Origin of the sequence: Nocardia sp. NPDC050175, from assembly GCF_044459885.1 — a bacterium.
Taxonomy (GTDB): Bacteria; Actinomycetota; Actinomycetes; order Mycobacteriales; family Mycobacteriaceae; genus Nocardia.
This window is the reverse complement of the sequence record NZ_JBITJI010000004.1, coordinates 595,798-617,032: the sequence shown is the minus strand read 5'-3', so window position 1 is coordinate 617,032 and position 21,235 is coordinate 595,798. Positions and strand designations below refer to the sequence as shown.

The window sequence follows — 21,235 nt, the reverse complement described above, 5'->3', positions numbered from 1 at the left end:
AGCGGAGCGCGGATGGCGATGGTGTTTCCCATGGGGAAATTCACCGCTTACACTCGGGACGTGTCCGAAACCGAATCCGACAACCAGAGCCGGTCGATCGCCGCGGTCGAACGGGCCATGGACGTGCTGTTGTTGTTCGGCCGCAGCGGCCGAGCCGATCTCGGCGTCACCGAGATCGCCACCGAGCTGGGCATCACCAAGGCCGCGGTGCACCGCATCCTCACCGCGCTGCGCAATCGTGACCTCATCGCGTTCGAACCCGCCACGCGCCGTTACGCGCTCGGGCATGCGGCCATCGCGCTCGGCCGGGCGTACCTGGCGCGCACCGACCTTCGGGTGATGGCCGCGCCGGAGCTGCGCAGGCTGGCCTCGGTGACGGGGGAGACCGCGACGCTGTCGATCCGCCGCGGCGACACCCGGATGTACGTGGATCAGGTTGTGCCGGAACAGGAATTGCGGATGGAGGTCGCCCTCGGCGTGCCGTATCCGCTGTACGCCGGCAGCTCCTCCAAGGTGATCCTGGCGCTGCTGCGCAAGGAAGAGATCGACGAGTACCTGGGCCGGCACGAATTGACCGCGTTCACCGACGCGACGATCACCTCGGTGCGGAAATTGCGCACCGAGCTGAACGCGACCAAGAAACGTGGTTACGCGATTTCGCTGGGGGAGCGGCAGATCGGGGCGGCCTCCATCGCCGCGCCGATCCTCGACCACGACGGCGGGGTCGTTGCCGCGATCAGTGTGTGCGGGCCGCTGTCGCGTTTCCAGCCCCGGATGGACGAGTGTGTCCCGATGCTGCTGAAAGCGGTCGGGGCGGTATCGGCTCAGTTGGGTTACACGCCGTAATCGCGACCGGGACTCATAGCTGAGCCCCGGGTTTGAGCACGCCCAGTGTCGCGGCAGCGAGCACGCTGCCCCAGATCAGCCACACGTACGGCAGACAGCCGTCGACGCTGCGCCGCAGGGTGCGCTCGACGGGTTCGCTGGAGCCTTCGGTCATCAAGGTGCCGAACGCGGGACCGAAGGGGCGCAACGTCATTCGAATACCGAGTCCAGCCGCAATGGCGACCGTGTATAGCAGGATCTTGGCACCGAGCCAGCGTGGGTTGGTCGTCACGCCGAACGGGTCGTGGGCCAGCAGGGCGTATCCGCCGGTACCGGCCAGCGCGGCGATGACCGCGACCCGAATGAAGAGATCGGCTCGCCGGACCGCGGCGAGCCGACCGTGCGTGCGGTGCGTGAGCACGGTCAGGGCCAGCCATCCGGCACCGAAGATCCATACCAGGACGACGAACCACCAAGGGAACAAGTCGATTCCGAACAACGTCGCACCGTGCGGCGCTAACGCCATCAGCGTGACGCCGCTGGGCAGGAACAGGACCAGGCAGACTTTGGGTCCGAGATCCAAGCCGCTCATGATCGCCAGCGCCGTCGCTCGGGCCGAGGCGCTGAGCTCGGCATCGATCACGAACCGGCTGGAATAGAACACACCGAGGTCGCCGCCGAGCCAGAACACGAACAGCACCAGATGCAGCACGATCCACCAACCGTGCGGGTGTTGACCCATGGAATCCTCTTGTCGCTAAGCGAGTTCCGCGTTCGCGGCGGTCTCGGCGGTCAGTGGTGTGTTGTTGTCGGTGGCGGCCGAACGCAAGACCGCGAGGCCCTCGTCCAGGCTCAGCACGTCGGCGTATTTGATGTCCAGATCGAGCAGGCTGGCTTCGTGCAGCGAGGCGGCCCGATCGCCGCAGGCGTCGGCGACGACCAGGGGCCGGAAACCGTGCTGCAACGCGTCGGTCGCGGACGCGCGCACGCATCCGCTGGTAGTGAGGCCGACGATGACGAGCGTGTCGATGCGGTCGGCGGCCAGCATCGCGGCAAGTGGGGTGGCGTGAAAGGCGCTGGCGTACTGCTTGGTGATCACGGTGTCGCCGGGTGCCGGGGCGGGGTCGTCGAGGAAGTCGCCGAGCGGATCACCCGCCTCGAACACCCGCAGCGCGGGCACCTTGCGGCGGAACAGCCCGCCGTCGGGGCCGCCGCGCTCGAAGCGCACCCGGGTGAAGATCACCGGCAGGCCGGAATGCCTTGCCTGTGCCACGATTTCGGCGGCGGCCCGCACGGCGGCATCGACCGGCGCGCGCAGCGGCGAGCCATCGGTGAGATAGGCCGCGCAGATGTCTACCACCAGAACGGCGGGGGAGCGTCCCGCGCCGAGGCGGGCGCTGTAGCCGGAACGGCGGTAGTCGGCGGCGCGCTCGGTCATCGGTGATCGTCTCCTCAGAGGATGCCGTCGGCGGCGAGCTGCCCGATGGCGTCGGCGTCGAGTCCGAGCAGTCCGCCGTAGACGTTCTGGTTGTGCTCGCCGAGCTCGGGGCCGGGATGCCGGATGGCTCCGGGGGTTTCGCTCAGCTTCGGGAACACGTTGTGCATCGGCAGCTCACCGAACTCCGGGTGGGCGAGCCGGACGATGGCCTCGCGTGCGGCGAAATGCGGGTCGGCGAACATGTCTCGTGCGGTGAAGATCCGTCCGGCGGGCACGCCTGCGGTGTGCAACTGATCGAGCAGCCGGTCGGTCTCGATGGTCGCGGTCCACGCGCCGATCAGGTCGTCGAGTTCGGCCATCCGCGCACCGCGGGCGATATGGGTGGAATATCGTGCGTCGCTTGCGAGTTCGGGGCGGCCCATGACCCCGGCCAACCGGGCGAAGACGGTGTCCTGGTTGGCGGCGACCAGGATCATCTCGCCGCCCGCCGTGGGATAGACGTTGCTGGGGGCGACATTCGGCAGCACCGGTCCGGTGCGTTCGCGCTGATAGCCGGTGATGGCCCATTCGGGCAGCAGTGATTCCATCATGGCCAGTACCGCCTCGTAGATGGCCGAGTCCACCATCTGGCCGCGTCCGGTATTGGTTCGATGGTGCACCGCCGCGAGGGTGCCGATGGTGGCGAACACCGCGGCGAGCGAATCGCCGAGGGAGATTCCGGCTCTGGCCGGTGCGTGATCGGGATCGCCGGTGACATAGCGTATTCCGCCCATGGCCTCGCCGATCGAGCCGTATCCGGCGCGCGGTGCGTATGGTCCGGTCTGGCCGTAGCCGGTGACGCGGGTCATGATCAGTCCGGGATTGTCCGCGCGCAGCTGATCGAATCCGAGACCCCAGCGTTCCATGGTGCCGGGCCGGAAGTTCTCGATGACGATGTCGGCGTGCCCGATCAGCAGTCGCGCCAGCCGCTGCCCGGCGGCTTCGCGCAGGTTGCAGGTCACCGATTTCTTGTTCCTGGCCACGACCGGCCACCACAGCGACTTGCCCTGCGACTGGTCGCGGCCCCACTGACGCATCGGATCACCGGTGCCGGGGGATTCCAGCTTGATCACCTCGGCGCCGAGATCGCCGAGTAACTGACCGCAGAACGGGCCGGCGAGTAGTTGTCCCATTTCGACCACTCGCAGATCGGTAAGCGGCCCTGTCGATTTCGTCGCTTCGGCTGCCATCTCGCAGTCTCCATCCTGTTGCGCACCCGGACGCCCTTGTCGATTCCGCGATGGGCGGATCACGATCAGCGAAATTGGATACAATGTATCCCTCAGTGAAACAAAGGCGCAAGACGAGCCCAACGATGGAGGGGCAGTGAAGGTCACGTTGGTCGAGGTCGCACCAAGAGACGGCTTACAGAACGAATCCGAGATCGTGTCCGCGACCGACAAGATTCGACTGGTACACCGCAGCGTCGACGCGGGTTTGCGCCGGATCGAGGCGGTCAGCTTCGTCGATCCGCGGCGAGTGCCACAGATGGCGGACGCGGAGGCGGTCATGGCCGGTGTTCCACGTGTCGATGGTGTGTCCTACGCGGGCCTGATCTTCAACGACCGCGGCCTGGACCGGGCGTTGGAGGCCGGCGTCGACGAGATCAATGTCGTTGTGGTGGCGACGGATTCGTTCAGCCTGCGCAATCAAGGGTGTTCGACCGCGCAGGGAGTCGAGCGGTGGGCGAAGTTGGCGGCCAGGGCGCGGGCGGCGGGGCTGTTCCGCACGGTGACGATCGCGGCGGCATTCGGATGTCCGTTCGCCGGGGAAGTGCCTGAAGCTACTGTCCTGGAACTGATCCGCCGCGTCGCCGCGGCGGAACCGGACGAGATCGCGCTGGCCGACACGATCGGCGTCGGCACGCCGGATCAGGTCCGGGCGCTCGTTGTCGGCGCGGCGCGGATCGCGCCGGAGGCGACCCTGCGATGCCACTTCCACAACACGCGAAATACTGGCTACGCCAATGCGATAGCCGCGCTGGAGTCCGGAGTCCGGGTGCTCGACTCCAGCACCGGGGGTATCGGCGGTTGCCCCTTCGCGCCGCTGGCGACCGGCAATATCGCGACCGAGGACGTCCTGTACACCCTGAACCGGATGGGCGTCGAGACCGGCGTGCGGATCGAGCCGGTGATCGAAACAGGTGTGTGGCTGGGCGAATTGCTCGGCAAGCCGGCGCCCGCGCTGCTCGGCCGGGCGGGTCTGTTCCCGCCTCGCTGATCGTTCAGGTCCGCAGCAGCGACATCAGCTCGACCAGGTGTGGTTGTCCGGCGAGATCCAGCATGACCTCGGTGATCCGATCGATTCGGCCCCCGGACAGCGCCTGCTCGGTGTTCAGCCGGAATTTGGTGGCGAGCTCGTCGGCGGACAGCGGATTTCCCGGACCGCCGCGGTTCACCTCCACTCGTTCCGTACGCACCCGCCCGTCGCGCAGCCACGCGGTGAGCACGGCGGGGAACTGATGCGGGAATATCGTGTCGCATCGAGCGTCCGCGACACAGGTGACGCGGTCGGCCAAGGCCAGCCGCTCCGGGGCGGCGGCAGCCCGGTCGGTGAAGTCCTGATGGAATACGCCCAGACCACCGCCACCGAGCAATGCGGCGGCCACCGTGTACGGACCGGAAAACGCCGCGTGGTAACCGGATTCCGGATGGATCTTGTCCGCACGCGGTTCGCCGATGGTGCGCAGCACGACGGTCGGGGCGCCGAGTTCGAGCCGCTCGATGTCCTCGGCGGCGATGCCACCGGCCCGCATCCGCAGCGCCGCATCGATGCCCGCGTGGGTGAAATGGTTGCAGGGATAGGGCTTGAAGAACACCGTCGGCAACTCCCACCGCGCACCGAGGCCATCGACAATCGCGGCCGAATTGCTCCGCTCACCGCAGAACGCCTGGAGTAGACCGAATCTCCCCTCGAACACGGTCGGCGGCCCGGTCAGTCCGGCGCACGCGAGCTGGGCCGCGACCACCGCGGCGTGTGCGGCCCACCCGCAATGCACCCGTTTCACGGTCCCGCCGGTTCGGTTCGCCTCCAGCAGTCCCGAACCCATGCTCGCCGCGATACCGAGCGCGTGCCCGATGACCGCCGCATCGGCGCCGGCCAGCATCGCCGCCGCGGCGGCTCCGCCGAGCGTGCCGCAGATCGCGGTCGCGTGCAGGCCACGTTCGAAGAAGATCGAATTGCCCAGTGTGGCGTCATAACCAGCCATACCGACTCGGACCGCGATCTCGACCCCTACCGCGACGGCGTCGAGCAGGGCGGCGCCGCTGGCGTTTCTCGACTCGGCGACGGCGAGCGCGGCCGGAACCACCGTCGCCGACGGGTGCAATACCGACGGCAGGTGTGTGTCGTCGAAATCCAGGGCATGCGCGAGGGTTCCGCCGAGTAGCGCGGCGCTGGCGGCAGGCCATCGCCCGGTCAGTCCGAGTGCTGTCGACTGTGGTTTGCCGCCCCACTCCTCGACCACAGCGGCCACCGCGGCGGCGGTCGGTGTGCCGAACGCGGCCACGCTGTTGCCCAGCACGTCCAGGATTCGGCGTGCGGCGTCGGCACGTAGCTCGTCGTCGAGGCCGCTGTCGCGGGCGGATGCGGCGAAGGCAGCCAGCCGCTGGACGATCGTGGCCTGGCTCATCGACTCACCGCCGCGAGCGGACGCACGGGGGAGCCGGTGCCGCCGACGATGCGCAATGGAGCGAGCAGAAAGGCGAACTCGCAAAGGCCGCTCGCGGCGAGATCTTCGAGCGCGAGATGTTCGATGATGTAGATGCCGAACTCGACCAGCAGAACCCGGTGCACCGGCAAAACGCGGTGACCGTCGCCAGGCGGAATGCACTCGTAGGCAGTGGTATCCGACCCGGTCGCGATCACATCGCGAACGGCCAGCCAGTGCGCCGCTTGGACACCGAGCCCCGGCACGCCCGTTTCGGCGCCCAGGTACGCGTTCGGATCGTCGAACAGTCGCGACCAGCCCGTTCGGATGAGCACGACGTCGCCGATTCCCACCCGGACGCCCGCCTGCCTGACTGCCGCTTCCAGATCGTGCGGGGTGATCTCGTAACCGCCGGGAAGCGTGTCGACCTCGTGCAGCCGGGCGATATCGAGCAGCACGCCGCGGCGCAGCAGGCCCGGCAGGTGCTCAGCGCCGTACGTGCTGAACCCGCCGCCGCGCTGGGCCTCGTGCGCGTCAACCCCGCCGTACAGTGCACCGTTCTGGCTGACATGGCTGAGGGCGTCGATGTGGGTGCCGACATGCCCGCCGGTGACGATGATCTCGTTGGCCGCCGAACCGCCGTCCGGACGCACGGTGTCACCGTGCCTGCGCGCCAGCGTCATTCGGAAGCCAGGATGATTCGGCGAGCACGGCATGCCGGTGAAGAAGGGCTGACCCAATTCGATCAACCGCAGGTTGCCGCGGACCGCGGTGATCAACGGATCACGGTCGTCCGCGTCGAGATCGGGTGTGTTCTGCTCCTGCGTGGGTTCGGTGCCGGTCATCGAATCACTCCGGCGGCCCGCAGTTCGGCCAGCCCGGCCTCGTCGACACCGTAATGCTCGAGTACTTCGTCGGTATGGGCGCCCAAAGGGGGCCCGGTCCACCGTATTTCGCCTGGAGTGTCCGATAGCCGGAACAGGATATTCTGCATGCGCACCTGGCCGAGTTCGGCATCGGGCAGGGCGATGATCGAGCCGAGGGCCTGGAACTGGGGGTCGGTGAATACGTCGGCGGCCGTGTATATCGGCGCTACCGCGGCCTCGGCCTTGTCGAACGCGGTCAGCACCTCCTTGGTGCTGTGCCTGCCGATCCAGGCGCCGACCGCGGCATCCAATTCGTCGGCGTGCGCTGCCCGTTCGGCGCCGGTGGCGAACCAGGGTTGCTCGATCAGGTCGGGGCGTCCGACCAGCCACAGCACCCGCTCGGCCACCGATTGCGCGCTGGTCGAAACCGCGACCCAGTCGCCGTCGGCGGTGCGGTAGGTGTTGCGCGGGGCGTTGTTCGAGGATCGGTTGCCCATGCGCGGCTGGAGTTCGCCGAGTTGGTCATAGGCGATGATCTGCGGGCCGAGCAGGGTGAGGATCGGTTCGATGATGGCCAGATCGATCTGCTGTCCGGTGCCGTCGCGTTCGCGTGCCCGTAAGGCCGCCATGATCGCGAAAGCGGTTGTCAATGCGGCGATTCCGTCGGCGAGGCCGAACGGAGGCAGGGTCGGCGGCCCGTCCGGTTCGCCGGTCACGGCCGCGAATCCGCTCATCGCCTCGGCCAGAGTGCCGAAGCCGGGACGCCGGGCATACGGTCCGAACTGGCCGAATCCAGTGACCCTGGCCAGGACCAGCCGCGGATTGAGCGCGCGCAGTTCGGGATAGCCCAGGCCCCACCGTTCCAGGGTGCCGGGACGGAAGTTCTCGATCACGACGTCGGCGTCGGCGACCATGCGCCGGAAGATCTCCTGCCCGCGTGGTTCACCGAGATACAGCGTCACCGACTTCTTGCCGCGGCCGAGTAGCTTCCACCATAGGCCGACCCCGGCCCGCTGGGCGCCGTGGCCGCGGACCGGGTCGCCCGCCGGATGCTCGATCTTGACGACCTCGGCGCCGAAGTCGGCGAGCAGTGTGGCCGCCAATGGGCCGGCGAACAGTGTCGCGATGTCGAGTACGCGGATTCCGGCCAATGGCTGTGGCGTCATCGGTCCTCCCTTGCGCCGCAATGTGTTTCCCGCACCGAAACGTTGGTGTGGACTCGCGGCGTTGACTACCAGGGCATCGTACTGCGAAGATCGCAAAATTGGAAACAGTGTTTCGTACAGAGAAACTGGAGCGTGTCGTGCCCGAACTCCTGATTCGCAATGCCCGTGTCGTCCGTGCGAGTGACGCTTCGCCGAACAGCCGCGAACTACTCGACATCGCTGTCTCGGCGGGTGCGATCGAGGCGATCGGCCCCGCTCTGCCCGCCGGCGAACGGACGGAGGTGGTAGACGCGGCCGGTCTGCTCGCCTTTCCTGGTGTCGTCGACGCGCATCAGCATTGGGGCATCTACGGTGACCTCGCCGCCGACACCGCGAGCGAAAGCCGCGCCTGTGCGCAGGGGGGCGTGACGACGTCGCTGAGTTATCTACGGACCGGCCGCTACTACCTCAATCGTGGTGGTTCGTATCGGGATTTCGTGCCCGAGGTCCTCGATCGGATGGCGGGACGGTCGCTGGTGGACTACGGCCTGCATCTGGCGCCGATGACGGCCGAGCACATCGCCGAAATTCCGTACCTGGTCGAGGAATTCGGTGTCACGTCGTTCAAGATTTTCATGTTCTACGGCGGCCACGGCCTGCACGGCCGGTCATCGAACCAGTCCGAGTTCCTGATGATCCCGCCGGACGAACGCTACGACCTGGCCCATTTCGAGTTCGTGATGCGCGGCATCCAGCGTGCCCGCGAGCGGTTCGGTGATCACCTCTCGTTGTCGCTGCATTGCGAGACCGCCGAGATCATGGCCGCCTACACGACGCTGGTAGAACAGGACGGCACCAGGAGCGGGCTGCGCGCCTACAGCGACTCCCGTCCGCCGCATTCCGAGGGTCTCGCGATCACCATCGCGTCCTATCTCGCGCACGAGACCGGCCTGGCCGACATCAACCTGCTCCACCTGTCCTCGGCCAAGGCGGTCGAAGCCGCGTTGACGATGGCAAAAGCCTTCCCGCGAGTGAACTTTCGCCGAGAGGTCACCATCGGTCATCTGCTCGCCGACGTCGACACCGCGCACGGCGTCGGCGGCAAAGTGAATCCACCCTTGCGCGAGCGCGCCGACGTGGAGGCGCTGTGGCGGCATCTGCTGGCCGGCGATATCGACTGGGTGGTCAGCGATCACGCGTGTTGCCGAGACGAGCAGAAGTTCGGCGCCGACCGCGACGACGTGTTCCTGGCTAGATCCGGTTTCGGCGGCGCGGAGTATCTGCTGCCCGGATTGGTCGGCGAGGGAATGAAACGCGGCCTGCCGCTGGGCCGGATCGCCGAACTGACCGCGGCGAACCCGGCCCGGCGCTATGGACTGGCACGCAAAGGAGCCCTCGCGGTGGGGTTCGACGCCGATATCGTGCTGGTCGACCCGGCCGCGCGATGGACGGTGCGGGCAGCGGACTCCGAATCCGCGCAGGAATACACACCTTTCGAAGGCTTCGAGATGAATGCCGCGGTCACCGACGTGTTCCTGCGCGGCAACCACGTTCTCCGGGACGGCGAAGTGCAAGATGGCGCGCACGGCCGGTACCTGCGCCGCGGCCGGCCGTGAGCGCGGGCAACGACTACTGATAGGTGGGGTCGGCCCACTGCCCGATCGAGCGGGAGCGGACCGGTTCGACGGGGCGCGGTGCGAGGCTGTGCGGCAGGTCCGGGCCCCAGTTCGTCGGGGTGCCGGAGACCTCGATCTTGGCGTTGTCGGTATACCAGTCCACCAGGTCGGCATCGGACCGAACGATCCAGGTGCAGCCCTGCTCCGCGTGGGCGGTGAAGTCGCCGTGGCGAATGCGCGCGGGCCGCCAGAAGTAGGTGCCGGGCCACATCTTTCCGAAGTTGTAGTCGAATCCGCCGTCGAGGCAATAGGCCTCCTCGCTGCACGGGTGATGAGCCAAGGGTTCTTCGCGCCACCCTGGCTTGGCCTTGATGAGCCGGGTGTAGAAGCCGGTCTGCTGGTCGCGGTGCAGGAGCTTGATATAGAGCCCGGGGACCGGAGTACCGCCGAGATCGAAGCGCATCGGGCTGCCGTCCTTGACGTCGATCCACGGCATGGTCGCGGTGTCGAGCACGACCAGTTGCTGGTCGTCGCGGACGAAGTCACGGTCACCGTCGGCCGGCTCGAACCCGTAGGCTCCGCCTTCCCGGAACAGCAGGATCTCGGTGTCGGCGGTGACCGAAATCGGCGGTGTCCAGACACCTTTCGGCGCCATCCAGAAGCCTTCGGGGCCGAGTTCGGTGTCGCCGATGGTGACCTGCCCGGACAGGACGAACCATTCGGTCTCGGCGTGGTGCACGCCGGCCGGCCGCGACCAATCGCTGGTGAAACGAACCTTGAGTGAGGCGGATCCGTCCTCCTCGTCGTAGCTGAGGTTGCGCTGTTCGGCGCTGCCGGTGGCGTGCTGGAACTCGGCGGTGTGCTGGATCAGATCGCGTTCGTCGATGAGTTCGACATGTGGACGCATGGGTCCTCCTTGGGCGAGCGGTAATACCGATACAAAATGTACTGATTATTAATATCCAAAACAAGATGTATCGTTTATTGGGTGAGCAAGCCCGGACGCCCCGTCGGCCCCGCCGCCGACACCGAGGAGATCGTGTTGACCGCTGCCTTGGAACTCGTACTGAGCGAAGGGGGGTCGGCGTTGACGCCACAGCGATTGCATGCGGTCACCGGCGTCGCCCGGACGACGATCTACCGGCACTGGCCGACGCCGCGCGACGTTCTCGCGGCCCTCATCTCGGTCGCTCCGCATCAGGCGGCGGAGCCGAGCGGTGATCCGGTCGCCGACCTGCGCGCCGAAGTGGATCTGCTGTGTGATCGACTGCGGGACAAGCCGGTTGGCGCATTTCTGCGTGCACTGGTGACGGCCTCGTCGACCGATGCGGAATGTGTGCCGTTGCGTCAGCGCTATGTCTTGGATCTCCTCGAACCGATCCGCAGATCGGTTCGCGCGGTAGGCCTCACCGGCGAAGACGACATCGATGAGGCGGCCATGGCCATCGTTTCGCCGCTGCTCGTCGACACGCTGTTGCTCGACCGAGCCGCCGGGCGGGAACGAGCCCACCGCGCGGTCGACGATGTGCTGGCCCGGCTGGTGAGCTCGATCCGATGACCAACGCGGTCGGCCCCCGAGCTGTCTTCGGTGTGATCGTGCCGAGCACGAATACCGTTGTCGAACACGACTATTGGCGGGCCGGATTGTCCGGGGTGGCCTATCGCGCTGGCTCGATGTACATCCAGGATCCGGTGATGGGCAACGACGACGACTTCCGCGCTCTGCTGGGACAGATCCGCGCCTCGATCGACACCGCGGTGCGCGATGTGCTCACCGCCGAACCCGATCGAATGGTCATGGGCATGTCCGCCGAGACATTCTGGGGCGGGGTCGCCGGCAACGCGGTCTTCGAGCAGCGACTCCGGGACCGCACCGGATTGCCCGTGACCACGGGCGCTAGTTCCTGCCGCGCCGCCTTGCACGAACTCGGCTGCCGTCGCATCGCGGTCTTTTCGCCATATCAGCCGGTCGCCGACGTCGAGGTGGGCCGGTTCTTCACCGAGGCGGGCTTCGACGTCGCCGCGATCACCGGACTGCGCTGCCCGACCGCCATGGACATCGCCCGGGTCGGCGACGACCGGTTGCGGGAGATCGTCGCCGCGATCGACGGACCGGACGTCGAAGCGATCGTCCAGGTCGGCACCAACCTGTCGTTCGTCAGACTGGCCGACCAACTGGAAAGTGAACTCGGCAAACCCGTCATCGCGATCAACGCCGCCACACTCTGGCATGCGCTGCGTGAGCACGGGTTCGATGACCGAGTCGAGGGAGCCGGGCGACTGCTGGGCGCGCACTGACCGCACATGGCAACGGCCATCGGAGATCCGATGGCCGCCACGTATCCGGGGTGATCAAGGCAGAGTTTGCACGGTGCCGGCCGACCGTTGGGCTTCGTAATAGGCGCCGCCAGGGTAGTAGTCGGCGCTGGTTGTTCCGGTGACGAAATCACCGGCCCAGGTGACCGACAATGTTTGTAGTGCCGAGACATTCTTCGCCTGCGGTGTACCGCAGGCGACCTTGTCCGGGGCCGGTGCGCTCGATGCTTCGACATCGATGTGCGATCCGCTGGTGAGCCGGACCCCAAGGAACGGCCGGGAGATTTGTCCGATCAGTTCGTTGGTGCCGCTGGCGTTGCGGTTGCAGGTGTAGGGCGGAGAGGAGATGGCCAGAATCGGCAGTGTGGTGTTGCTGAGGTGGTTGAGTGCGCTGCCGAGGTTGTTGCCGACGAAGCTTTTGACCGGATCGAACAGGATCAGGCCACGCACCGAGGCGAATGCCGCGGAGTAATCGGCGCGCAGCGCCTGGGTGACGTAGGGAACGGCCTCACCGCCGGCCGAATGTCCGGCGAAGACCATGGCTTTCGGGAGGGTGAGCTCCGGGCGTTTCGCCTTGTTCTTCGCATCGGCGAAGCTGCGGCCGAGCTTGTCGCCGGGGTCGGCGGCCTTGCCGAACAGATCGGCCACGTTGTGCAGGAAGTTGGTGTTGTTGCCGAGGTTCTCCAGGGTGCAGCCGAGAGCGTTCGCCGTCGGAAGGGTGGGTGCGAATACCAGAAAGCCCTGTGCGGCAAACTTTTTCGCGGTGTCCTCGACCGAGTCGTTGGAGCTGGCGAAGCCGTGTTGCAGCCACAGCAGTGCTTTTGGTGTCTCCGCGGGGAAGTACCAGTCGCTGCTCTGCCGCAATGTGGTGAACGCACAGCGGATCTCGACGGTGTTCTCCACCTTGGTAATCGCGGTATCGGCGGTCGCGGTGGGAAGGGTGAATGCGGTGGCGGCGGCGATCAAGCCGAGGGCGACCAGCAGGCGTTGGATGCTCAACGTAACTCCGGTGTTTCACTGTGAGAAACGGTGTTTCGTTTCTCGGAAACCAAATCTGCGGCTCGGCCGCTTGCCCGGTCAAGATTCGCGAGTGGGGAAGGTCGGCGCGCCGTTTCTCTCGGGTCGGCCCCGCCCCGATGTATCGGATGCTGCCTTGCACCGGCCATTCGCTGATCTTCGGCACGAACTACGTAGGGTCCCAATGGCATTGCCCGTCGGACCCACACTTCATCGCCGGATGATTTTGCCGTACGTGGTGGACACAACCGGCCGCACGGTCTGGTCTCCCCACTCGATCGTTGTCGGGGTGTGATGGCCACCGGAGCCCATTTTGCCGACCAGGGGCGCGGGTACGTACTCGTAGCGGTTCCGAGTCGGACTTACCGGCTCGTTGGTGACACTGCGATGACAGCGTCTGAGTGGCGGCGGTGTCAGTGAGCGAAGGAGTAGTCGTCATCGGGTATCGCAGTGATCAGGGATTGTTCGAATCGGTCGGTGGTGTCGACGGCGTCGAGTGCGGCGCGAAAGCGCTCGGCCGGCGGGGCCGATATCTCGGTATCCCAACCGGTCTCGTGGTCGGCGTCGTGGACGACGGTGAGTTGTTCGAGGTAGTCGGCGTCGTTGTGAGTGGGGTGGGCCCGGTTGCCGGTCCGGGCCCACCCCAGGGTTGAGGAAGAGTGACGTGACATTCGAGATATACCGCGGTGGCGATGACGTCCTAACCCGGTGGGCTACCGGTGTAGTGGTGCGCGTACAACTGGTTATCGCTGTTCTCGACCGCGCCCGAGGCAAGGAGTGACGGCATCGCCATCAGCGGAGTGCAGTGCGACTGTTCGGATAAGAGCATCACCTCGCTTCTGCAGGATCTCCTCGACCTCGGCGAACAACGGCTCGAGGTCGGGGTCGAGCACGAGCAGCTGTGTGTGCAGGGTGTCGAATGATCCCGCGGGGATGGTGTTCGTAGTCATGACGCTGCCTCCTGAGAGAAGCGCCGGGCCGAGTGGGGTCAGGCGTTGATGGCCTGGTGTCGGTTGCTGTTGCCGTGTTCGATGTCGATCTTGCGCGGTTTGGCCCTCTCCGCGACCGGAATCGCCAGACGCAGTACACCATCGGTGTAGTCGGCGCGAATGTGGTCCGTGTCGAGGCCCTCGCCGAGGAACAGCTGGCGGCTGAACACGCCGCGGGAGCGTTCCGCCGCGATCATCGACCGACCTGAATCCAGTTCAGGGCGTGTCGCTTTCACGGTCACCACATTGCGTTCGATATCCAGGTCGAGGGATTTCGGGTCGATCCCGGGCAGATCGAGCTCGACAAGGAACTCATCGCCCTCGCGCCAGGCGTCCATCGGCATCACCGTGGGACGGGCTGCCGTGCCGAACACCTGCTGCGTGAGACGGTCCAGATCACGGAATGGATCGGTACGCATCAGCATGGTCGCCACCTCCAACACACTCCATTCTTCATCAGTGAGATTAGATAACCTGTGCCCGCTGGCACATATTTGTTCTAGCACTCTAGGCAGGAGAGTGCAAGCATCTCTAGCAGAAGAAGCTCGCAGGAGTCTGCGGGTGGAGATCAAGTGGCCTGGGCCGCGCGGACGCTACCCTCTCCGGTGGCATCACCGACGACGGCGGAATGCGGGTGTTCGGTTTTCCGGGGCGGTCAGTCTTCGATGGCGCGGGCTATCTGAGTGACGGCAACGGCTGCGCACAAGATTGCCACCATCACGGCCGCAGATCACCCGCAATGCCGCAATCCAGGTCCGGGACTTGAACTGCTGCGCAGCGGCCTCGAGCGCGGCCGGCCACACGCACTCGAGCAGAGCCCGGATCTGCTGGACCTGAGCGACCATCTCGACCAGCCTGCCACGTCGGCACCTCGCCACCGGCTCGGGAACGGCGCCTCGTTGTGGGCCTCGAAAAGCGTCGTGACTGCCGCCAGCCGATCCGTGTGATCCAACGGCTTCCTCCTCTAGGCCGACGACGCAATGGTACGGGCGCGCTCATCAGCATAAGAGCGCGTTGGGAAGTCTTGTCGACCAACGGATCTGGGCGACTGACCAACGCGCGGCATGCGGTGATCCGGACGTTCCAGAAGCGTTGGTGGCCGACCGGTCGGAGGCCGCCACTGTCCGCTCGGAACGCGCGCTCGGCGGCGTAGCGGATGTTCGTATGCGCGGGACGCCGCACGTCGAGGTTTCGGCGCACGGATGCGAACAGCCCCAGCGGCCAAGATCCGCTGGGGCTGTTCGCTATCCGGAGCTATTCGGATATGCCCAGCGCATGGCAAATCTGTGCGGGATCCAGGTCGGAGTCGATGAAGTCGTAGATCTGCTGGTAGTTGCCCAACCCAATGACGAGAGCAGCGCGCGCTCGGCGAAGCGCCCGGCAGGATTGAGCAATACCGACCCGTAGACGACGGGCACTCGGCCAGCGGAGGTCAATGGCATCGGCTCCAGCCGACCACCTCGGAGCCCGAAGGGCTCATTCGAATTCGGTCCAGTGACCGGTCTGATCGGCGGAACAGGACCGGCCTGGGGTGGTTCAAGATTACGGATCCCGCATCGTCGTGGGGTCTTCCCCGTTCAGATGGGCCCTGCGACGTGACGAACGGGATCCGGGGTCCTATCGCCTTTTCGTTCCCGGCACCACCTACAACGCCGAGCTCTCGGACCAGGGAAATCCCACCCCAGGCACACCGATACAGCTGTGGAAGCAGTACAGCGGCGTGAATCAGTGCTGGCTGTTCGAACCGACTCAAACACTCTAGAGGCCACGCGCCGCCGGTGGCTGGACGGTCGCGCCAGCAGTGCAAAAGTCCCTGCCCAGCCGGACACCGCGTGAAGTGAAACCCGCCACGAATCCTGTTGCGGTTCAGACTCGCCGCTCTTCCTGGACGTACCTGAGATTCGAGCGTGGCTGTGCGGAAGGTCTTGCAGCGCAACGGCTTCGGTGAGAGAAGCCAGGGGTTTGCGGATCTGAAGGCGCACACCCGATCCGTTGGCACCTTTCCGTCGGGATCTCGATGGTGTTTATTCGCTGCGCTGCGGTGTGCTGGCTTGAGTAAGTCGGTAACCACCCGGTGCCGCAGCGGCCCGTGCTGGGTGGGTCGGGTGCGAGGCGAGGTGTTTGATCGTGCGGCAGATCGGTCGGGCGAAGGTGCCGGCGAGGCGAGTGTAGGGCCAGATCGCTATGAGTAGTAACAGGATCAGTGCGCGTGTCTGGTAGAGCAGCGGAGCGTGCTGCATCATTTCGACGTGTGGGTGGGCGGTGAACAAGGAACGGAACCAGGTGAACAGCGTTTCGGCGCTGCGATATCGGCTGTCGTCGGAGTTCGGGTCCACGTGGATAGCGACCCTGGACAGCAGGCCTGCGGTCAGCAGCGGGAACGTCACGCGGTCGAGCGGTGTGATCGGTGATCCAGCGGTGGCTGTGATCAAATTCGGGACCAGCAGTAACGTGGCCCCGATGATCGCGGGAGCAACAGCGAGAATCTCAATGACGGTGATGGCGAGACGGACGGTGCCGGCTGGATAGGTGTGGGGTCCCGACGCCGCCAGATCAGTGAGCCGCGCAACCACGAGCAGACCGACCGCGAGCCCGAATGCTGTCGCCCCGAAGCGTTCGGCCCGATCCAACCCCGTTCCGCTGGTGTAGCGACGGAATCCGTCGTGCTGTAGCCGCCACACGTGGCCTAGGACGAAGGAGAGGAAAGCGCTGTAGGGCAACATGATCCATATCAGCGCGGACACTTTCCACACACCTTTCGCTCACGGCTACCTCGATCGCGAATCACTCTGGCAGGAATGGGAATGCCCCGCTAGGGACCAACGACCCCTACCGGCCAGAACGGCGCGAAAAGCCCAGCAAATACCGGACTGTTGGTTGCTTCACCGCTGTCCCGCAACAATGCGGTGGCAACCGGCTGGTTTGCTAATTGCCTAAAAATATTGCGGCGAGGGCCCTTCGGCACTGTCCGGTAACTCGCGTTCGGCCTGTTGCTGGTGCCCGCACCAATCCCTACCCGGGCGGTTGCAACGAACGCCCGGGTAATGCCCTGACTGCCAACCGATCGCGGGAGGAATGCCGGCAGTGCCGTCGTTAACGGTTGTGGGAGTGAGCAATCCGATACCGGAAAGCCGTGTTTGGTAGCAGAAGAGTGCTGGCAGAGCATTCGGCCTCTGGGACGAGCGAACCGTTGCGAACGCCTGGAAGCATCCGCTAGGCAGCGATACGGATCACCAACCTTCAGCTCGGCCAATGCTGCATCGATAGCTTCGCTCGGCTGATCTCGAAGCCCCGCTCTTGGAAGGCATTTCCGAGGGCTTGTGCGGCACCCGGCTCGGTCAACCGGATCGTACGCGGCCACTATCGTCAGCTTGTACTTCGGCGCAAACCGCCGCTTTGGCCCGCCGCCACCGGATGCCTCCTTCCTCGCCATCCTGCGACGGGCAGGGCTAGACCTTTCGACGGCAGATCGCGGGGTTTGGACAGCGGGGCAATATTCGAGCTGCCGATGGCAGCACTGGGCACTCCGGCGGAGTGTCTGACAATGTACTGCCAATTCGACATTTCATACCTACGGGAAACGATTTGGTCATGTGATACTACAGTCGTCCGATTTTGATGGAGTTGCATCAGAATTCCGATTCATTTCGAGGGGGCGCAAGAGGGAGAGATTATTTCAGCGACCTATACATCCAACTCTATAGGTCGCGGCGTAAAGAAAAACAGATACTGCCAAAGAAAGGCCAATAAGCTATGCTGAAGAGAATTCTTGTTACTTTATGTGCCATCTGGGGCGCGGTCCTGATAGGCGGAGGTGCCGCATCTGCGCAGCCCCTGCTCGCCTCTGATCAGTTGATGTCGAATGCAGTGCAGCATCAGGATCCTGTGCTGAGTGACATTACGGGCCGGATGCGTGCGGACATTGATTGGGACAAGGTGGTGAGGGTGTTCAACTCGTATCAGGAATGTGACTGGGGGAAGCAAGCCCTTCACTATCCCACGCATTGTGAGGACGCGCATAACGGAACATGGGTGCTGGTCAAGGATTACTAGCCCTCCCCAGTAACACTTCGCGATGTAACTTGTGTCGGCTCCAATAGTCGGTGTTCATAGCCATACAGGAGCGACGGCATTGACATTGCGACCACTGCCGAAGTTTATCCGGAGACGGTATGGCAGTGGTCGCAGTGTGTCAGAGGATGTAACCGCCGGTTAGCCGAACCGCGGCGTACTAGGTTGAAAGGGCGCAGTCCCGAAGGGGGCTGCGGTGGTGCCTGCCTCGTTGTGCCTGCACTGCACGCGACTACCGTTGAGAGTGAGACATTCATGAGCACCGTCCATGTGGCGCCCAGCGCCATTGCAGCCGATGGGATCCGGGCCGCTCTGCGTGTAGCCGGTGACGATGCCGAGGTGCTGGCCTACCACGATGACCTCAGTTGCGGTCCGATTGACACGGCCGCTCTGTTGCGGCGTACGGAGTGGTGGGCCACCGCATACGTGGGTGACTACGCACGGATGCTGCGTGAGGAAGAAGATGGTGTCGTAGCCGAAGGCTGGTGGCAGCGGGTAGCGGGCGACGTTCGGTCAGTTGTATGGGTCGGTCGGCGGAGTGCGCGGGAGGTTGCGTTTCTTCTATGGTTCGCCGCGCAGATGGGTCAGCGCGCGTTCTACGTTGTCGATGTGACCGAACCGGATCTTCGCTCCGCGGGGAGTGGCGGAACTGCTGCTGCCCGAATTCCGGTGTCTGCGATGGCAACAGGGACAGGGACCCATCCTGTCGGATCTGTTGCGGAGTTGTCGGCGGTCGGCCTTGCGGGACTGCTGGGGACCGAGCGCCCGGTTGCGGGTGACGAGCGCGACGAACTGGCACGATCGTGGACTGCGCTCCAGGCGGACAACGCTGCGTTCCGGGTTATGTCCGCGGCCGGGTTGCGATCAGTGCCCCTCGACTATTTCGACCGCGATCTGCTGGACCATATCCATGCTCATCCGACGCCGATAGGTTTGGTCATCGCCGAGACTATGGCAGTTCAGTCGTATCCGGTTATGGATTATGTGCTGCAGCAGCGACTGATCGACCTGATCGATGTCGGCCGCATTGCGGCCGACGGCGACCCGACGATTGCGAGCCAGTGCCGTGTCTGGGCTCTGCCGCGATGAGCCAGAGCGGCGTCGGTGAGGCGGGCTGAATCTACGTCGGACCCGGTTCAGCCTGGGCTCATATCGTGTCGTGTCCCCAAATGACCTGTCCGCAGAGCGACAGCTGCAACGATCGCTGACGGCGGGGCTGCCCTTCCTGGTGGGCGAAACGATAGCGGCAAGACGGCCTGGTCGAGATAGTCTTTGCCTAGGACGAATCGTATCTGCGGCACCTGATCGCCACCGACGATCCCGATAACAGCATCGCACCAGGCTGCGAGATCCGCCGAGGCGCCTCTTGCGGTCATCGTTCAGCAGCTCGCGGCTGTGCCGACCATATTCGGGCTGGGAACAGCAGAATCAAACGGGCGCGAAAGCGCCCTGCCGAGATGATTCTCCGCACCTGGGATCATTCAAACGACAATTTGCGTCCAGCGGATTGAACTCGTGAGCATGTTGGGCATCGCCCGAGGCAGCCGAGCCCAGTGGTCAGGAACCGTGCGCGAACCGACTGCCACAGCTCTGCCACTTGAGTGCCAAAGATGCTGTGGGCCAAGAAAATAGACGGCACAGCGGGGCAGGATGTACTCGCAGCGGCTCGGCGTTCTGAGCGGTGGTGGCGCTGGACCGTCGGCGCTCCATGCCGGAGACCGCAACGGAGACCAGCGTTGGGTGTCCTGAAGGCAGTAAGCAGTGATCGACCTGCCATCAGATTCTCGCGCTGGTCCCGGGCCCTTGCGCTGAACTAGACCGTTGGGCTGGATCCTCGGCCCTGTCAAATTAATTCGTCGGTGACCCAAATGATGTCCAGATTCGGCGTCGTCGGCTTGACCAAGGATTGATGACGCCGAATGACAGTGGCAACTCCGACGAAGCCGGACCGCGCGCAGCGCGACGGGCCAACGCTTGACACTTGGAATCTGCTGACCCGTATTGCCTTTCGCTTCTGCTTCCTATATCTCGGCCTCTACTGCTTTGTGACGCAGATCGTCGGCACTCTGCTCGGGATGCTGAGTAGACCATCCTCCGGGGTGAGTGCTGCGAAGCTGATGAATCCTCTGGTGGATTGGATTGCGGCTCACGTCTTCGGCATCAGCGAGCCGCTGATACACGTAGAGACCGCGAGCAGCGACCGGACCGCTGATTGGATACTGCTGTTCTGTCTGCTGGTTATCGGCGCCACAGGCACGCTGATGTGGTCCATCCTGGATCGTCGTCGGGCGAACTATTCGACGCTACTGGCGTGGTTCAGAGTATTCCTCAGATTCAATCTGACCGGACAGCTCCTCCTGTATGGAGTTGCCAAGATACTGCTGACCCAAATGCCGTCGCCGCCGCTGACCACGTTGGTAACGCCGTTCGGTGAGCTGACACCGATGGGCGTGCTCTGGTCTTCGATAGGAGCCGCACCCGCCTACGAGATCATGATCGGAGGGTTCGAGGCCGCCGGTGGGCTGCTCCTAATCCTTCCCCGGACTGCGACATTGGGGGCGCTACTCGGCACCATCGGCCTCAGTCAGGTCTTTGTACTGAACCTCACCTACGACGTCCCAGTCAAGATCATGTCGTTCCATCTGTTGCTGTTGAGTGTCTTCCTGCTTGCGCCCGAACTTGGCCGCCTGCGGGACGTAATACTGTCGCGCCGGCAAGTCGGTCTCTCGCGGCAGCTCCAATTGTTCAGCACCCGCCGAGCGAACAAGCTCGCGCTGGTTGCCCAGGTTGCCTTTGGCATCTGGATCGCGGTTCCGATTATTTTGGACTGCGCGACCGCCTGGAACGAGCATGGGGGAGGGCGTCCGAAACCGCCGTTGTATGGCATGTGGAACGTCGAGCGACTGGTATCGGATGGCCAGGAGGTGGCGCCAGTCGTCTCGGATGCGCATCGTTGGCGTCGCGTGTTCTTCGAATATCCCGGCGAATTCAAGTACCAGCGGATGGACGATACGATCGGCTTCTACAGAGCGACGGTCGACGTCCCAAGCCACCGGCTGGAACTGACCCGATACGACCAGTTGGGTGCCGTCTCCACGCTGGCGCTGGATACGGTTTCAGTGGACAGCGTGAAGCTGTCCGGAACGCTGGATGGGCACCGTGTGGACATCTGGCTGCAACAACTCGACCTGGATTCGCTGCCGCTGTTGGGCCGCGGCTTTCATTGAGTGCAGGACTATCCGTACAACCCCGACAGCCGCTAGC

Annotated in this window: 21 protein-coding genes; 8 read left to right on the top strand and 13 right to left on the bottom strand. The window is 64.8% G+C overall.

Annotation, left to right across the window (positions count from 1 at the left end; genetic code table 11):
* Window positions 1-60: 60 nt before the first annotated feature.
* Window positions 61-846, top strand: a complete 786-nt coding sequence (locus ACIBK2_RS17160) for an IclR family transcriptional regulator (protein WP_396968239.1) — start codon at window positions 61-63, stop codon at window positions 844-846.
* Between the two features lie 13 nt (window positions 847-859).
* Here the strand turns inward: ACIBK2_RS17160 and ACIBK2_RS17155 are convergent, their stop codons facing one another.
* From ACIBK2_RS17155 to ACIBK2_RS17145, 3 genes are read right to left on the bottom strand one after another with little or no spacing between them, the layout of a single operon-like run.
* The gene (locus ACIBK2_RS17155) at window positions 860-1,567 is read right to left on the bottom strand and encodes a hypothetical protein (RefSeq protein WP_396968237.1); all 708 of its coding nucleotides are present in this window, start codon (window positions 1,565-1,567) and stop codon (window positions 860-862) included.
* A gap of 15 nt (window positions 1,568-1,582) precedes the next feature.
* Window positions 1,583-2,263 carry an isochorismatase family protein gene (locus ACIBK2_RS17150; protein ID WP_396968235.1) on the bottom strand — a complete coding sequence of 227 codons (681 nt, stop codon included), beginning with the start codon at window positions 2,261-2,263 and terminating at the stop codon, window positions 1,583-1,585.
* 14 nt (window positions 2,264-2,277) lie between these two features.
* Window positions 2,278-3,492 (bottom strand): CaiB/BaiF CoA transferase family protein, encoded by a 1,215-nt coding sequence (locus ACIBK2_RS17145; RefSeq protein ID WP_396968233.1) that lies wholly within the window; start codon window positions 3,490-3,492, stop codon window positions 2,278-2,280.
* Window positions 3,493-3,628: 136 nt separating this feature from the next.
* Between ACIBK2_RS17145 and ACIBK2_RS17140 the strand changes: the two genes are divergently transcribed.
* Window positions 3,629-4,522: a hydroxymethylglutaryl-CoA lyase gene (locus tag ACIBK2_RS17140; protein ID WP_396968231.1), complete on the top strand. Its 894-nt coding sequence runs from the start codon at window positions 3,629-3,631 to the stop codon at window positions 4,520-4,522.
* Window positions 4,523-4,526: 4 nt separating this feature from the next.
* On the opposite strand, the gene ACIBK2_RS17135 is transcribed toward ACIBK2_RS17140, so the two are convergent.
* The 3 genes from ACIBK2_RS17135 to ACIBK2_RS17125 are packed head-to-tail and all read right to left on the bottom strand — an operon-like array spanning window position 4,527 to window position 7,983.
* A complete protein-coding gene (locus ACIBK2_RS17135) occupies window positions 4,527-5,933 on the bottom strand; it encodes an MmgE/PrpD family protein (RefSeq protein ID WP_396968229.1) in 1,407 nt (468 codons plus the stop codon).
* Window positions 5,930-6,796, bottom strand: coding sequence for a cyclase family protein (locus ACIBK2_RS17130; protein ID WP_396968227.1), 867 nt, complete (start codon window positions 6,794-6,796; stop codon window positions 5,930-5,932). The genes ACIBK2_RS17135 and ACIBK2_RS17130 overlap by 4 nt, the downstream gene beginning before the upstream one ends.
* Window positions 6,793-7,983, bottom strand: coding sequence for a CaiB/BaiF CoA transferase family protein (locus tag ACIBK2_RS17125; RefSeq protein ID WP_396968225.1), 1,191 nt, complete (start codon window positions 7,981-7,983; stop codon window positions 6,793-6,795). Before ACIBK2_RS17125 ends, ACIBK2_RS17130 begins: the two co-directional genes overlap by 4 nt.
* 137 nt (window positions 7,984-8,120) lie before the next feature.
* On the opposite strand from ACIBK2_RS17125, the gene ACIBK2_RS17120 reads away from it, so the two are divergent.
* Window positions 8,121-9,578 carry a dihydroorotase family protein gene (locus ACIBK2_RS17120; protein ID WP_396968223.1) on the top strand — a complete coding sequence of 486 codons (1,458 nt, stop codon included), beginning with the start codon at window positions 8,121-8,123 and terminating at the stop codon, window positions 9,576-9,578.
* A gap of 13 nt (window positions 9,579-9,591) precedes the next feature.
* Here the strand turns inward: ACIBK2_RS17120 and ACIBK2_RS17115 are convergent, their stop codons facing one another.
* Window positions 9,592-10,485, bottom strand: a complete 894-nt coding sequence (locus tag ACIBK2_RS17115; protein ID WP_396968221.1) for a DUF4437 domain-containing protein — start codon at window positions 10,483-10,485, stop codon at window positions 9,592-9,594.
* A gap of 81 nt (window positions 10,486-10,566) precedes the next feature.
* On the opposite strand from ACIBK2_RS17115, the gene ACIBK2_RS17110 reads away from it, so the two are divergent.
* On the top strand, window positions 10,567-11,136 hold the full coding sequence (locus tag ACIBK2_RS17110) for a TetR/AcrR family transcriptional regulator (protein WP_396968219.1): 570 nt from the start codon (window positions 10,567-10,569) through the stop codon (window positions 11,134-11,136).
* The gene (locus tag ACIBK2_RS17105; RefSeq protein ID WP_396968217.1) at window positions 11,133-11,876 is read left to right on the top strand and encodes an arylmalonate decarboxylase; all 744 of its coding nucleotides are present in this window, start codon (window positions 11,133-11,135) and stop codon (window positions 11,874-11,876) included. The genes ACIBK2_RS17110 and ACIBK2_RS17105 overlap by 4 nt, the downstream gene beginning before the upstream one ends.
* A gap of 54 nt (window positions 11,877-11,930) precedes the next feature.
* Here the strand turns inward: ACIBK2_RS17105 and ACIBK2_RS17100 are convergent, their stop codons facing one another.
* The 6 genes from ACIBK2_RS17100 to ACIBK2_RS17075 form a co-directional block, all read right to left on the bottom strand.
* Window positions 11,931-12,893: an alpha/beta hydrolase gene (locus tag ACIBK2_RS17100; protein WP_396968215.1), complete on the bottom strand. Its 963-nt coding sequence runs from the start codon at window positions 12,891-12,893 to the stop codon at window positions 11,931-11,933.
* A gap of 431 nt (window positions 12,894-13,324) precedes the next feature.
* Window positions 13,325-13,582, bottom strand: coding sequence for a hypothetical protein (locus ACIBK2_RS17095; protein ID WP_396968213.1), 258 nt, complete (start codon window positions 13,580-13,582; stop codon window positions 13,325-13,327).
* A gap of 72 nt (window positions 13,583-13,654) precedes the next feature.
* Window positions 13,655-13,861, bottom strand: a complete 207-nt coding sequence (locus tag ACIBK2_RS17090; protein WP_396968211.1) for a hypothetical protein — start codon at window positions 13,859-13,861, stop codon at window positions 13,655-13,657.
* 38 nt (window positions 13,862-13,899) lie between these two features.
* Window positions 13,900-14,325 carry an Hsp20/alpha crystallin family protein gene (locus tag ACIBK2_RS17085; protein ID WP_396968209.1) on the bottom strand — a complete coding sequence of 142 codons (426 nt, stop codon included), beginning with the start codon at window positions 14,323-14,325 and terminating at the stop codon, window positions 13,900-13,902.
* A gap of 829 nt (window positions 14,326-15,154) precedes the next feature.
* Window positions 15,155-15,241, bottom strand: coding sequence for a hypothetical protein (locus ACIBK2_RS17080; RefSeq protein WP_396968488.1), 87 nt, complete (start codon window positions 15,239-15,241; stop codon window positions 15,155-15,157).
* Between the two features lie 683 nt (window positions 15,242-15,924).
* Window positions 15,925-16,644, bottom strand: a complete 720-nt coding sequence (locus ACIBK2_RS17075) for a respiratory nitrate reductase subunit gamma (RefSeq protein ID WP_396968207.1) — start codon at window positions 16,642-16,644, stop codon at window positions 15,925-15,927.
* Window positions 16,645-17,653: 1,009 nt separating this feature from the next.
* On the opposite strand from ACIBK2_RS17075, the gene ACIBK2_RS17070 reads away from it, so the two are divergent.
* The 3 genes from ACIBK2_RS17070 to ACIBK2_RS17060 all read left to right on the top strand — a co-directional run bounded on the left by ACIBK2_RS17070 (window position 17,654) and on the right by ACIBK2_RS17060 (window position 21,198).
* Complete coding sequence (locus ACIBK2_RS17070; RefSeq protein ID WP_396968205.1) at window positions 17,654-17,953, top strand: hypothetical protein; 300 nt, start codon at window positions 17,654-17,656, stop codon at window positions 17,951-17,953.
* Between the two features lie 273 nt (window positions 17,954-18,226).
* Window positions 18,227-19,060, top strand: coding sequence for a DUF3658 domain-containing protein (locus tag ACIBK2_RS17065; protein ID WP_396968203.1), 834 nt, complete (start codon window positions 18,227-18,229; stop codon window positions 19,058-19,060).
* 830 nt (window positions 19,061-19,890) lie between these two features.
* Window positions 19,891-21,198: a DoxX family protein gene (locus ACIBK2_RS17060; RefSeq protein WP_396968201.1), complete on the top strand. Its 1,308-nt coding sequence runs from the start codon at window positions 19,891-19,893 to the stop codon at window positions 21,196-21,198.
* Window positions 21,199-21,235: the final 37 nt, after the last annotated feature.